At 56.3% G+C, this 14,011-nt stretch carries 8 protein-coding genes, 1 tRNA gene and 1 pseudogene; 7 read left to right on the top strand and 3 right to left on the bottom strand.

Going from position 1 to position 14,011, the window contains the following annotated elements; translation table 11 throughout:
* Positions 1–104 precede the first annotated feature (104 nt).
* A pseudogene (gene pyc / locus ACZ1HV_RS17235) lies at positions 105–3,544 on the bottom strand (pyruvate carboxylase).
* A gap of 822 nt (positions 3,545–4,366) precedes the next feature.
* On the opposite strand from pyc, the gene ACZ1HV_RS17230 reads away from it, so the two are divergent.
* From ACZ1HV_RS17230 to ACZ1HV_RS17210, 5 genes are all read left to right on the top strand, one after another.
* Positions 4,367–7,528: a helicase-related protein gene (locus ACZ1HV_RS17230; RefSeq protein WP_472715831.1), complete on the top strand. Its 3,162-nt coding sequence runs from the start codon at positions 4,367–4,369 to the stop codon at positions 7,526–7,528.
* A gap of 35 nt (positions 7,529–7,563) precedes the next feature.
* The gene (locus tag ACZ1HV_RS17225; protein WP_298985398.1) at positions 7,564–7,929 is read left to right on the top strand and encodes an RNA-binding S4 domain-containing protein; all 366 of its coding nucleotides are present in this window, start codon (positions 7,564–7,566) and stop codon (positions 7,927–7,929) included.
* A 224-nt stretch (positions 7,930–8,153) separates the two neighbouring features.
* A complete protein-coding gene (gene fdxA / locus ACZ1HV_RS17220; protein WP_152499537.1) occupies positions 8,154–8,486 on the top strand; it encodes a ferredoxin FdxA in 333 nt (110 codons plus the stop codon).
* Between the two features lie 453 nt (positions 8,487–8,939).
* The gene (locus tag ACZ1HV_RS17215; RefSeq protein WP_298817504.1) at positions 8,940–9,530 is read left to right on the top strand and encodes a CarD family transcriptional regulator; all 591 of its coding nucleotides are present in this window, start codon (positions 8,940–8,942) and stop codon (positions 9,528–9,530) included.
* A 188-nt stretch (positions 9,531–9,718) separates the two neighbouring features.
* Positions 9,719–10,582 carry an RNA polymerase factor sigma-32 gene (locus ACZ1HV_RS17210; RefSeq protein ID WP_472715830.1) on the top strand — a complete coding sequence of 288 codons (864 nt, stop codon included), beginning with the start codon at positions 9,719–9,721 and terminating at the stop codon, positions 10,580–10,582.
* A 77-nt stretch (positions 10,583–10,659) separates the two neighbouring features.
* Here the strand turns inward: ACZ1HV_RS17210 and ACZ1HV_RS17205 are convergent, their stop codons facing one another.
* Together ACZ1HV_RS17205 and ACZ1HV_RS17200 are read right to left on the bottom strand one after the other, a co-directional pair.
* Positions 10,660–12,165, bottom strand: a complete 1,506-nt coding sequence (locus ACZ1HV_RS17205) for a M48 family metalloprotease (RefSeq protein WP_298817506.1) — start codon at positions 12,163–12,165, stop codon at positions 10,660–10,662.
* A 105-nt stretch (positions 12,166–12,270) separates the two neighbouring features.
* On the bottom strand, positions 12,271–12,882 hold the full coding sequence (locus ACZ1HV_RS17200) for a hypothetical protein (RefSeq protein WP_472715829.1): 612 nt from the start codon (positions 12,880–12,882) through the stop codon (positions 12,271–12,273).
* A 574-nt stretch (positions 12,883–13,456) separates the two neighbouring features.
* On the opposite strand from ACZ1HV_RS17200, the gene ACZ1HV_RS17195 reads away from it, so the two are divergent.
* Together ACZ1HV_RS17195 and ACZ1HV_RS17190 are read left to right on the top strand one after the other, a co-directional pair.
* A tRNA-Arg gene (locus ACZ1HV_RS17195) sits at positions 13,457–13,533 on the top strand.
* A 91-nt stretch (positions 13,534–13,624) separates the two neighbouring features.
* A complete protein-coding gene (locus tag ACZ1HV_RS17190) occupies positions 13,625–14,008 on the top strand; it encodes a VOC family protein (RefSeq protein ID WP_472715828.1) in 384 nt (127 codons plus the stop codon).
* The last annotated feature ends 3 nt before the right edge of the window (positions 14,009–14,011 follow it).

The following is a 14,011-nucleotide window of genomic DNA, read 5'->3' as shown; positions in this document are numbered from 1 at the left end:
GGTGTCGGCACGTGAAAAGCCGTGAGCCTGAAGTTTTTCGGCTTACATGACAGTTGGTTATGAAGCGGATCGCAGGAACTTGCGATCCGCTCAAGTCTGCTCGATCAGCCTTCGAACACCACCAGGAGGTCCTTGGCGTCGATTTGAGCGCCGGGCGACACCAGGATTTCGGCAACTTTGCCATCACGCTCGGCATGCAGTGCCGTTTCCATTTTCATGGCTTCGATAGACACCAGAACGTCGCCCGCCTTCACGTCCTGACCCGCGGCAATGGCGACGGTTGAAATGACGCCTGGCATCGGCGCTCCGACGTGCGCTGCATTGCCGTCTTCAGCTTTGCGCATTGCAGCGGCACCTGATGCACCATGCGCCCGGTCCGGAACCTTGACATTTCTCGGTTGCCCATTGAGTTCGAAGAAGACTTTCTTCTCACCCTTTTCGTCCGTCTCGCCGATCGCCTGACAGCGCACTACCAGAGTTTTGCCCGGCTCGAGGTCGACAAGAACTTCGTCACCGGCTTCAAGCCCGTAGAAATAGACCGGTGTCGGCAATACCGAAGTCGGGCCATATTGCTGGAAGGCATTGTCGAAGTCAGTGAACACCTTCGGATACATCAGATAAGACGCGAGCTCAGTGTCATCCAAGTCGCGGCCTGTCTTGTCAGCGGCGGCCTGGCGCTCTGCATCCAGATCCGCTTCTGCCAGCAAAGACCCGGGCCGCACCTTGATCGGAGTTTCACCCTTCAGCACCTTTTGCTGAAGGGCTTCCGGCCAGCCGCCTGGCGACTGTCCGAGATCCCCATGCAGCATCTTCACAACGCTGTCCGGGAAGGCGACATCCTTCCCAGAGTCTTCGACATCCTTCACGCTAAGGTTCTGGCTAACCATCATCAATGCCATATCGCCGACGACCTTGGAGGACGGTGTGACCTTGACAATATCACCGAACATCTGGTTGGCATCGGCGTAGGCCTGTGCAACTTCATGCCAGCGGGTTTCAAGACCGAGCGACCGTGCCTGCTCTTTCAGGTTGGTGAACTGCCCCCCGGCATTTCGTGAAGATAGACTTCTGAGGCTCCGAAACGCAGGTCACTTTCAAAGGCCCGGTACTGAGTCCGGACGGCTTCCCAGTAGAATGAAATCTGGCGGATGGTCTTGGCATCGAGCCCTGTGTCGCGCTCGCTACCGCGCAGTGCTTCGACAATGGAACCGAGACAAGGCTGCGACGTCAGGCCTGAAAGGGCATCCATCGCTGCATCGACCGCATCGGCGCCTGCTTCGACCGCCGCCAGTATCGTCGCAGCGGCGATGCCCGATGTATCATGCGTGTGGAAATGGATCGGCAGATCGACTTCCTGTTTTAAGGTCCTGATCAGAAGTTTTGCGGCTTCCGGTTTGCACAAGCCCGCCATGTCCTTGATACCAAGAATATGCGCTCCTGCTGCTTCCAGCTCCTTGGCAAGACCGACATAATACTTGAGATCATATTTCGGACGGGCGCTGTCCAGCATGTCGCCGGTGTAGCAAAGAACGCCTTCACACAGTTTTCCCGATTCCTGCACCGCGTCCATCGAGACACGCATGTTTTCGACCCAGTTCAGGCAATCGAAGACGCGGAAAAGATCGATGCCGTTTTCGGCTGCCTGCTTGACGAAGTAGCGAACCACATTGTCCGGATAATTTGTGTAGCCGACCCCGTTGGAACCGCGCAGCAGCATCTGGAGCAGGATATTCGGCGCTCTTTCGCGGATCTGATGCAAACGCTCCCAGGGGCTTTCGGTGAGAAAGCGCATGGCAACATCGAAAGTCGCACCACCCCAGCACTCCAGAGAGAACAAGTTTGGCAAACCGGTTGCGTAGGCATCGGCCACATTGACGATATCGTGGCTGCGCATGCGAGTGGCCAGCAGTGACTGGTGCCCGTCGCGCATCGTCGTGTCGGTTATCAGCGCGCGCTTTTCCGCCTTCATCCAGTCGGCGAAACCCTTCGCACCCAGTTCATCGAGCAATTGCCGGGTTCCAGCCGGTTTGCCGTCGCCAAAATCAGGAACGATTGGCGCAGACGCATCCTTGGGCGGCCTCTCGCGGTTCTTGGTTTCCGGATGCCCGTTGACGGAAACGTCGGCAATATAGGTCAGGAGTTTGGTTGCCCGATCCTGCCGTTTCGTCTGCTCAAAGAGAGCAGGCGTGTCGTCGATGAATCTCGTTGTATAGGCATTGGCCTTGAAATCATCGTGTCCGATGATGTTTTCAAGGAAGACCAGGTTCGTGGCAACGCCGCGGATCCGGAACTCGCGCAGCGCGCGGTCCATGCGTTTGCGCGCATCTTCGGCCGTGGGTGCCCAGGCCGTAACCTTTTCCAGCAGCGGATCATAGAAACGTGTGATCACCGCACCGGAATAAGCTGTCCCGCCATCCAGGCGAATGCCAAATCCGGTGGCGCCTCGATAAGCCGTGATGCGCCCGTAGTCCGGAATGAAATTCTGTTCCGGATCTTCGGTCGTAATCCGGCACTGCAATGCGTGACCGTTGAGACGGATCATTTCCTGCGGCGGGACACCGCTCTCCGGCGAACCGATCTTGTAACCGTCCGCAATGTGGATCTGCGCCTGCACGATGTCGATGCCGGTGACTTCTTCCGTCACCGTATGCTCAACCTGGACACGCGGATTGACTTCGATGAAATAGATGGCGCCCGTATCGGCGTCCATCAGGAATTCGACCGTACCTGCACCGCGATAGTTGACTGCGCGACCTATCTTCAGACCGTATTCGCAAAGTTCCTGCCTTTTGGCCTCGTCGAGATATGGAGCCGGAGCCCGCTCGACGACTTTCTGATGCCGGCGCTGAATGGAACAATCACGCTCGAACAGATGCACAACGGATTCGCCATCGCCGAGGATCTGCACTTCCACATGCCGGGCGCGCTGAACCAGCTTTTCAAGATAGATCTCGTCCTTGCCGAAGGCGGCCATTGCTTCGCGCTTTGCGGCCAGAACTTCCTTTTCCAGCGTCGCTTCGTCGGGGATCACCCGCATCCCGCGTCCGCCGCCACCCCAGGAGGCTTTCAACATGACGGGATAGCCGATGCTCTCTGCCTGGCGCCGGATTTCATCCATTTCATCTGGCAGTGGATCAGTCGCCGGCATGACCGGAACACCAGCTTCAATCGCAAGATTACGGGCAGCGACCTTGTTGCCCAGACGGCGCATGGTGTCGGATCTGGGTCCGACAAAGGTAATTCCCGCAGCTTCACAGGCGTCAACGAATTCCGGGCTTTCGGAAAGGAGACCATATCCTGGATGGATTGCATCCGCCCCGGAAAGCTTGGCAACACGTATGATCTCGTCGATGGACAGGTAGGCCTCGATGGGGCCAAGCCCTTTTCCGACCTGGTAGGCCTCGTCGGCCTTGAAGCGGTGCAGCGCCAACTTGTCCTGTTCCGCATAGATCGCAACGGTTTTCAGACCAAGCTCATTGGCCGCCCGAAACACCCGGATCGCAATCTCGGATCTGTTCGCAACGAGAATTTTTGCAATTGCCAAACGCCCTCTCCCCTAACTTTGAGCCAAATTTCAGCCACTTTCGGCAAGATTTCTACTTTGGTAGGAGGCGCTTGAAAAGGGGCAGAAGGTATGTCCTTTTTTTAAGCCGGAGAAAATTTTTGCGCCTGCACCGCTAACTCATAGAAAATGAACACTAATCCGGCCTAAGTCTCCGACGGATTACCGTTTTCGATTTATTTGCAGTGCAGCAAAACGTCAGCCATTTTCCTGCACTTGCAAAATTTTTGAGCGCATTTTTCAACTCTGAACCAAATTGAGACACTGTTCTGAACACCAGGTTGACTGCCTTTTGTCGGCGCCCGGGATATCGGTTCAAAAATCCGTTCTGCCGCATGCTAACCTACCAAATCTGGTACGAACAAACCCGCAACTTTTCTGAATCAGCGATTCGTCCAGGCTTCGTTCACCCTGTGTCCAAAGGTAAACGGACGAGCCTCCAAGGTTATTCCGGCAATTTTCGGAATTTTAATTCTTGACAGCGATTCGCTCCAAATCACTCTCATTGATAGATTTTGACTCAAACTATTGACCAGATTCAGGATTTTGTACCCAATAGCACTAAAGAGTCTACATCTCGTAGGGAACAAATCCTGAATCAACAAGAGTCCGCGATTCGGTTTCGGTTTGTTCCAGAGTCGTTCTCCACAAGAATTTTTCAATTGAAAAAAGAGACGTTTTTGACCATTTGGATAGGGACACAACGCGCGGCGCCGTGCTAGATACGCTCCACCATATTTAGGGCCCATTCCAATGGCGTCCTTTAGAGCGCCTTGCCAAAGAAAGCCAACCAAAACCACTTCCATGCCACGCCCCCAACCACTGCCGCTGCCGCCGCAAGCCCGGTCCCGTACTGTCACGGCCGTGCTCGGACCGACGAACACCGGCAAGACTCACCTCGCAATAGAACGCATGCTGGCGCAGTCCTCAGGTCTGATCGGCCTGCCATTGCGCCTTCTGGCGCGCGAGGTCTATGGGCGCGTGGCGGACCGGGCGGGCAAAGACGCCGTTGCCCTGGTCACGGGTGAAGAAAAGATCATTCCGGATAATCCGCGGTTCTGGGTCTCGACGGTCGAGGCGATGCCGCTGGATCTTAAAACCGAGTTTGTCGCTATAGATGAGGTGCAGCTCGCCGGAAATCTGGATCGGGGGCACGTTTTCACCGACCGCATCCTGAATTTGCGCGGCATGTCGGAAACCCTGTTGCTGGGTTCGGCGACGGCGCGACCTTTGCTGGAAAGGCTTCTGCCGGGTCTCAATGTCGTGACCCGGCCGCGTATGTCCATTCTGGAATATGCGGGTTCCAAAAAGGTGTCCCGTCTGCCGGCCCGGTCCGCGATCGTCGCATTTTCGTCCGACGAAGTTTATTCGATCGCTGAACTCATCCGCCGGCAACGTGGCGGTGCTGCCGTCGTCCTTGGCTCACTGAGCCCAAGAACCCGGAATGCCCAAGTTGACCTTTTCCAGAATGGCGATGTCGATCACCTCGTTGCCACAGATGCCATCGGCATGGGCCTCAACCTCGATGTCCACCACATCGCCTTTGCGGGCAACAGGAAATATGACGGATACCAGTATCGGCAATTGACGGCTTCTGAGATGGGTCAGATCGCCGGGCGCGCCGGAAGGCACACCAAAGACGGCACCTTCGGTGTCACCGGTCGGGTCGACCCGTTGCCTGACGAACTCGTCGAACAGATTGAAAGTCATCAGTTCGGAAGCCTGAAAGTGCTGCAATGGCGCAACAGTTCTCTGGATTTTTCTTCCATCGGCTCGCTTCGGAAAACCCTGGATGCAGTGCCGAAAGAAGAGGGTCTCGCCAGGGCACCCACCGGCGATGACATCACGGCGCTTGAACATTTATTGCGCGACAACGCAATATCTGACATGGCAAAGGGTGAAAAAGCGGTCGAATTGTTATGGGATGTGTGTCAGGTCCCAGATTATCGCAAGATTGCACCCGCGAACCACGCCGACCTTTTGAACACCATTTACAGCCATTTGATGCGGCACGATGTCATTGCTGACGATTGGTTCACGCGTCAATTGGCCTTCGCAGACCGCGCAGATGGTGATATCGACACACTCGCAAACCGGATTGCTCACATCCGGACCTGGACTTATGTCGCGAATCGTCCTGACTGGCTGGCCGATCCGGCTCACTGGCAAGGTGTGGCAAGCGGCATAGAAGACAAGTTATCTGACGCCCTTCACGAGCGGCTGACACAGCGTTTCGTGGATCGGCGGACAAGTGTATTGATGCGACGTTTGAGAGAGAACGCAATGCTGGAAGCAGAAATTACATCGAGTGGCGATGTGCTCGTTGAAGGTCAGCACATCGGAAATCTGCTTGGCTTCCGCTTTGCTCCCGACGCGGCGGCCGAGGGCCCGGATGGGAAGACCGTGCGCGCAGCCGCCCAGAAGGCACTGACGACCGAGATCGAGTCTCGCGCCGAAAAGCTCGGCAAGTCGGAAAATACCGATTTTGTGCTGACATCGGATGGCACCATCCGCTGGCGGGGCGAACCGGTCGCCAAATTGGTTGCCGATGAAGACCTGCTTGCGCCGACGGCACTGCTGCTGGCGGACGACCATTTGTCAGGTCCGACAAGGGAAGCTGTCCAGAGCCGCATCGACCTTTGGGTCAAGGCGCAGATTGACACGTTGCTGAAACCGCTCGTGGACTTGAAAAACGGTGAAGATCTGGAAGGTCTTGCGCGCGGCATTGCCTTCCGCATCGTTGAGGGTCTCGGCATTCTTGAACGCCAGGAAGCGGCAGACGAGATCAGGCAACTCGATCAGGACATGCGCGCCTCATTGCGCAAGCATGGCATTCGTTTTGGTGCGTACACCGTTTTCGTACCCGCACTATTGAAACCAGCCCCCAGCCAATTGCTGGCACAGCTATGGGCGCTGAAGCACGGCTCGCTTGACATGAATGGCATGGCCGAGTTGCCACAGTTGTCCGCGTCGGGCCGCACTTCCATTCCGGTTGATGAAAGCATCGACAAGGCGCTCTACAAGGTTGTCGGGTTCAGGGTCTGCGGTCCTCGGGCCGTGCGTGTCGACATTCTGGAACGCCTGGCAGACCTGATCCGGCCATTGATCGCCTGGAAGCCGCTTGATGCGGAGGTTGCGCCGCCGGAAGGGGCAATCGAAACCGGTAGAGGCTTCACCGTAACTGTTGCAATGACGTCTCTGCTCGGATGCGCTGGTGAGGACTTTTCCTCGGTTCTGAAATCGCTCGGCTACCGTGTTGAAACAAAGGAAGTGCAGCGTCCGGTCACTGCAAAGGCAGCAGTCGACGGGTCCGAAGCGACGGCAGTACCGAGCACCGTCGAGGACGCGTCCTCCGCAGAAACGCCGGAAGAGCCCGCGCAGCCCGCCGCAGACCAAGATGAAGCCAACGCTTCGGTCGCGGCTGAAACGCCGGTTGCTGCTGCCGACGGCAGTGCAGACACACAGGCTGTTGATGTCCCCGCTGCGGAGGCGGAACCTGCCGGTGAAGAGCAATCAGAAGGTCTGACTGCGGAACCGGCAGTGCAATCGGCGGAGGCGGAAGCAGCTGAAGGCAACGCCCAGTCTGACACTGTCCAGACACCGGATGCGTCGACAGAGGCGGCAGCGGACGGTGAAGCGACCGAAAGTGACCCGGAAACGGAAACCGTCACCATCGAAATCTGGCGTCCAGGCCGGCATGATCGCCGTCCTCGCGGCCGCAACGACCAACGGCGTGGTGGAGACCGCAAATCCCCCGGACCGAAAGGCGGACACGGCGACAAACGCCACGCCAAGGGTGCCGGAAAAGGCGGACCGAACCGGAACAAGGGTGGACATGGCGGCAAGGGCCATGACGGTGGCCACCGGCGCGACAAGACGCCAAAAGACAAGCCTATCGATCCAAATTCGCCCTTCGCAGCTCTGATGGCCTTGAAGGAAAACCTGGACAGCAAGGACAAGAAGTAATTCCGGACACCGGTGAATTTTCTGCTTCGGGCAGCCTGCGCATCGACAAGTGGCTCTGGTATGCCAGGGTCACGAAGTCCCGGTCTCTTGCACAAAAACTGGCGACCTCCGGCCATATCCGGGTCAATAAGGACAAAATTGCTTCTGCAAGCAAGACCGTTAAGCCCGGGGACGTCCTGACCATCGCGCAGGAACGAAGAGTACTTGTTCTCAAGATCGTCGCACTTGGCAAACGGCGCGGCCCTTATGAGGAAGCGCGGAAGCTCTACGAAGACTTGTCGCCTCCGCCACCTCCAAAGACTGACCCTCCTGCACAGCCACCTGGCCAAAGGGAAGCCGGGTCAGGCCGACCGACCAAACGAGATCGCCGCAAGATGGATGCATTTCGCAGCGATAGCTGACACCGAATGCGCCCAACCGCCAAAAAACGAAAAATCTTTCTCCTTCTTCACCAAAATGCGTCATCGTGGGCGCTTGCGCCCATCATCCAAAAACGATACCCAACGCCCTGAAGTAGATTTAATGTGCGGCTCCTGATAGATGAGCTTCACATATGACCGCCGCGACATAAGAGGGATGCTGTCCGAACGTCCTGATTTGGTTGCCGGCTTATATGAGGATACCGATGACCTACGTCGTCACAGACAATTGCATCAAGTGCAAATACACCGACTGTGTTGAAGTGTGCCCGGTGGACTGCTTCTATGAGGGTGAGAACTTCCTCGTCATTAATCCGGACGAGTGCATCGATTGCGGCGTGTGCGAGCCCGAGTGCCCAGCGGAAGCCATTCTTCCTGATACGGAACCGGGATTGGAAAAGTGGATTGAGGTCAATGCCGAGTATTCGGAGAAGTGGCCAAACATAACCGAAAAGAAAGAACCGCTGCCCGACGCAGCTGAATACGACGGCAAAGAAAATAAATTCGAGAAGTTTTTCTCGCCAAACCCGCCGTCTTGATTCGATAAACTTATGCGTGCGGCGCACTGCCGCATGCGTCAGCTATACTTACTTAATTTGTGATTCTTATAAGAAATTCAAACACCTGACTGATGGCTTCAGTGAGGTGCTATGTGTCATTTGCACATCAAAAAAGCACAACGCTTTAATTTTCCACAAAAGTATGTTACCTTTAGTGGATAGTCGCCAACCACGAGACCAACCCCAAAAACGGAGTCTTCCCAATCTGTTCCGGCTCACAGTCACCGGACAGAGCAAGATCCCGGCAGCTCATGTGTGTGAATAAGGTTCTAGAGTGGAAATAGACGACTGACCAGCCCTGACACGCCGCATATCAACAGGCGTTCCGCAAAGGATCGCTCGGCGGGGTACGTGTCGCATAAAAAAGAGGATCGCACAGCGATCCATCACCGGCCCATGGGGCCGATCAACTGCGCAGGAGAAAATATAAGTATGGCAACGAACACCAAAAAGACCGCGCAGCGTCAAGGATTCAAGACCGGCGAGTACATCGTTTATCCGGCGCATGGCGTCGGCCAGATTACCGCAATTGAAGAGCAAAACGTGGCAGGTCACTCTTTGGAGTTGCTCGTTATCCTTTTTGAACAGGACAAGATGACACTGCGCGTGCCGGTCGCAAAGATCACGTCTGTGGGTATGCGCAAGCTGGGTGATCCGGCAGCGGTCAAGAAAGCTCTGGAGACTGTTCAGGGCCGCCCGCGCGTAAAGCGCACCATGTGGAGCCGTCGTGCGCAGGAGTATGAAGCAAAGATCAATTCCGGCGATCTGATCTCGATTTCCGAGGTTGTCCGCGACCTTTTCCGCTCTGAAAACCAGCCGGAACAGTCTTACTCCGAGCGCCAGCTGTACGAAGCTGCGCTGGACCGTATGGCGCGTGAGATCGCAGCCGTGAACAAATGCTCTGAAACCGAGGCGATCAAGCAGATCGAGCAAAACCTGGCAAAGTCACCGAGCCGGATTAAAGCCGCCGCTGCTGCTGAAGCCGGCTCGGATGATGACGAAGACAAGGAAGAAGCTGCCTAACCGCAGCAATCCTCCTCAAAAAATGAAATTGGCAAGGCCCGGATTCGTCCGGGCCTTTTCTTTTTGAAGCACCTGCTCGCGGGCTTATCACGGAGAAGTGCACAAAATCTGCCTCGGTGACATTCGTAAGTGATCTAACCTGCACTTATGTACGTAGTATCCCCGATAACAGCGTCGGAGCGTCAGCGATGTCCATGAGCGAAAAACGTCAGCTAGTTCAAGCAGCAATGAAAGCACCTTACCTGACACGTGAGGAAGAGCTCGAATTGGCTTTTCGATGGCGAGACGATCGGGATGAAAAAGCGCTTGAAAAACTCTCGCTTTCTCACATGCGCCTCGTGATTGCCGTTGCCTCCAGGTTCCGCAACTTCGGCCTTAACCTGGGCGACCTGATTCAAGAAGGACATGTCGGCCTCCTTGAAGCAGCCGCTCGCTTCGAGCCTGAGCGGGAAGTTCGCTTTTCGACCTACGCGACATGGTGGATCCGCGCCTCCATTCAGGACTATATCCTGCGCAATTGGTCAATTGTCCGGGGCGGAACCTCGTCTACGCAAAAAGCGCTGTTCTTCAATCTGCGCAGGCTCCGTGCCAAATTGTCCGGCAAACAGACCCCGCTCACCGACAGCGAGTTGCATCAGAAGATCGCAGACGCAATCGGCGTGAAACAATCCGACGTGGCGCTCATGAATGCGCGCCTGTCTGGCCCGGACACATCCTTGAACGCCCCTGTGACGGACACTGAAGGGTCCAGCGCCGACAGGCAGGACTTCCTTGTCTCCGACGCTCCCCTTCCGGATGAAATCGTCACTGGCAGCATCGATTCAGAGCGCCGAAGCAGATGGTTGAGTTCTGCGCTGAAGGTACTGAGCGAACGCGAACTCAAGATCGTTCGCGAACGTCGTCTCTCCGAAGAAGGAGCAACCCTTGAATCGCTTGGCACCAAGCTCGGCATTTCCAAGGAACGCGTCAGGCAGATCGAAAGCCGGGCAATGGAGAAGCTGAGATCAGCGCTTCTGGCAGAGCAGCCCGATCAGGCGGTTTACAGCGCCTGACATCCAATCGACGATATTCGAGATTTTGACACTTCAAACAACTTGAGCCGGGAGCCTTGCACTGCCCGGCTCTTTCTTTAGTCGACCACCAACTTAACGGCAGTGCCGGCTGGTATCGCTTTGTTGGGGCTGAGATCGTTCAAAATGGAGAAGAACTCAAGCCGCCTGGACGGCTCGACCCCGCTCATGCCGATCGCAAGCTTGCGCGGTGTGTCTCCGGGTTGAGACTTCACAACCTTGATCCGCAATGAACGCAGACGCGCCCGCTCTGTTGGTGTCAGTTGCTTGAAGCTGTCGATAGTGGCACGGAAATCTTCATCAAACGCCTGATTGGGCGATCTGCTGGCGAATATGAACCGGTAGCCCGTACGCCCGATACGCAAAACAGCTATCCGGAAAGACCAGCCCTGCGTAATTGCAGCGCCGGTGACACCGGGCAGACCGTTGATCGTGGTCTCCCGAACGCTTTCGGGAAGCAGCCCATTGATCCAACCGGACTTCATATAGTCCACCAGGCTGGAATACCCGCTGACATCCGCGCCGTCGAAGCGGATCGCTGTTCCCGACCCGTTGCTGGCCAACACGGCTTCGGGAGAATTTTCAAGAATATAGCCCTGCGGTACGGTGAAACCGATGCCGAGGGCCTTGTGCAGGAATGAGCGTCCGCGCACGAACCCTTCCAGAGGATCATCACCGAAAAGCATGCCATTGATTTGGCCGAGATACCGATCGCGGTCACGCTCGCCAATTCCCGGAGCACCGATCTGCCTTGCCGCGCGCACCGCAATCTGCAACCGCTCAGGTGTTGAAGGGTGAGACGACAGAAAATCGGGCGCGGAAGACGCAGACCTGTCAGCGGATTGATAGCGGGCAAAGGCTGCCATTGAGCGCAGGAAACGCGCCGCCGCATAGGGATCGAAACCGGCTTTCGCGAGCGTTTTGACGCCGATTGCGTCGGCTTCCAGTTCCTGCACCTGGCTGAAGCGGGCAAACGACAGTTGAGAGGAAATGATCGCTTTGCGGGCTTCCTCTGAATCTTGCACCACGTCGTTCAGGATCCGGTTGGCAAGCTGTTTGGCCTCCGCTCTCTGCTGCCGTTTGATGGCGTGGTTCGCTGTCACATGCGCCATTTCATGCGCAAGAACCGCAGCGACCTCAGACGTGTCATTGGCTAGGGCCAGAAGGCCGCGCGTCACATAGAGGTATCCGCCTGGAAGAGCAAAGGCGTTGATCGCCGGTGAATTCAGGATGGTGATCTTGTAGCTCTGGGACGGATCATCCGAAGCGGCGACAAGTCGGCCAACAACGCTCGCCACAGCACGCTCGGCCCCTGCGTCATTATAGACACCGCCATAGGTCGCGACGACACGCGGATGTTCCTTGGCACCGATATCGGCTGACAGGTTTGGCCTGAGTGTTCCAGGGGCAACGGTGCTGACGTTCGGACCATCGCCAAGGAACTGACAAGACGCGACAACGAGCGCAAGACACCCCGCCCGAAGGGCACGCAGCCAACCTCGGTCAGACCGGAGCCCGGTCTTTGCCTTCGCTCCAAACCATGCAGAGCGTGCAATACTTGTCACTATTCTGGCCGTCACTTACTGACCTTTTTTGTCCGGCTCATACAGACGCCCTCAACCGCAACAGCACAAGCCAAATCGTTCATCTTCCAATCTCGACGCCACCGTTCAATTGAGCGGGACAGGCTCCAATACCACCAATTGCTCCGGGAGATGGAGTGCAATATGCGGCCCGTCCTTTTCCTGCAGTGTGCCGCGCAGTTCAACGACACGGCCTTTGAGCGCCTCCACGTCCCAGCCCGTTTGGGCAAGCGTTGCGTTGAAGGCTTCCTCATCCGAGGCCTTCAACGTGGCTGTGAAATCCGTTTTCCAGTAATTTCCGAAATTCAGATAGCGGGTTGTGCGGGTTTTTCCAAGGGAAACAACACGGCCGCGCGCAATTACGTAATGTCCGCTCATGCCCTCGAACGTCTTTGGTGCCTTGGTTGAAAACACGACCTGCGGAGCATTTGCCTGCCAAAGGCCGACTTCCGACCTGCGGGCGTCGCGCTCCAATCCTCTCAGCGCTTCCGCACAAAGGCCGTTTGAGTGCTGAGGCGCAAAAAAGGCGTCACCCTTACCAAGCAATTCTGCTTGAAGAAGGGAGACCCCGTGCGCGCCGGACCGTACGATCCAGGCCGGAACCAGACCCCAGCGATTGGCAGGGCCAAGCGGGACCGCTTCCAAATCTTCGCGCTGCCCGATTGAGGCGAATGGGGCTCGGTCTTCAGCAGTGGACATACCGCTTCCAAAGCGAAGCTCACTGGCAAAAAAGCGCACACCCGATTTGGCGTGAAAATGCCCGTCCTGAGCGTCATATCTGACAGGAATGGAAGAACTCGACCCGGCAAAACAGGGCTGCGCCGCAGCCTGTCTTTCATACAAAGAGTTCTCAGCAGAGGCAGCGGCGGACGATAGCAACATTGCAGAGGCTGCAACAGCGGCCCAAATTCCGGCTCGAACTCTGGCACGAAGGTGGCATTCCCTCAGAAACGCGGCACTTTCCCTAAAGCTGGACACAGACCGCCCTCACCTCCGACCTGAAATGAACCTCTTTCTCTAAAACGAACAGATTGCCCCCGTCCTTGCCACTACTCGCATTTGCTCATGGCTGCACGACCGGAGACAGTGAGAAAGCGGTCACGACTGCGGTTCCTGCTAAGGGGCGAATAAGGCAAGTCCAAGACAGGCATGACAAAAAGCGACCACACGAGACCAGACCCGCACTGACATCGTCCAAAACACCAGACTTGAAATACCGCACGTCCAACGCTCTCGCCAACCATCCAAAATCATGCTAAGCGACCCTATTAAAGGCCCCGTAGCTCAGCAGGATAGAGCATCAGATTCCTAATCTGAGGGTCACAGGTTCGAATCCTGTCGGGGTCACCAATTTTCCATAAGTCCATTTCTTCATTGTGTTTACCACAGTCAGGCAGCATGACTTGAGAACGCGACTTACCCAAATCCCGGATACAAAAAAATGCTCTCTGGCGTCTGTATCGGAACCAATGACATCGAAGCCGCGGGTACGTTTTACGACAAGGTGCTGGCAACACTCGGCATGCGGCGTGTCCTGGATGAGCCGCATGAACTGGGTTACGCCGGCAGCGATGGCCGGACCACAGTATTTGTCGTTCGCCCCTTTAACGGACAGCCCGCGACCTTCGGCAATGGAACACAGATCATGTTTTATGCGCCGGATGCCCAAGGCGTAAATGCGTTCCATGCAGCCGCACTCAACAATGGCGGAACGGATGAGGGTGCACCGGGACCACGCCACTATCACCCGGACAATTACGGGGCTTATGTCCGGGATCTGGATGGAAACAAGCTGAACGTATCTCTCGATCTTGCGGGTAAGTGAAGA

Source organism: Roseibium sp. JB4-4, from assembly GCF_055693425.1.
This window is presented reverse-complemented; position numbering and strand designations above follow the sequence as displayed.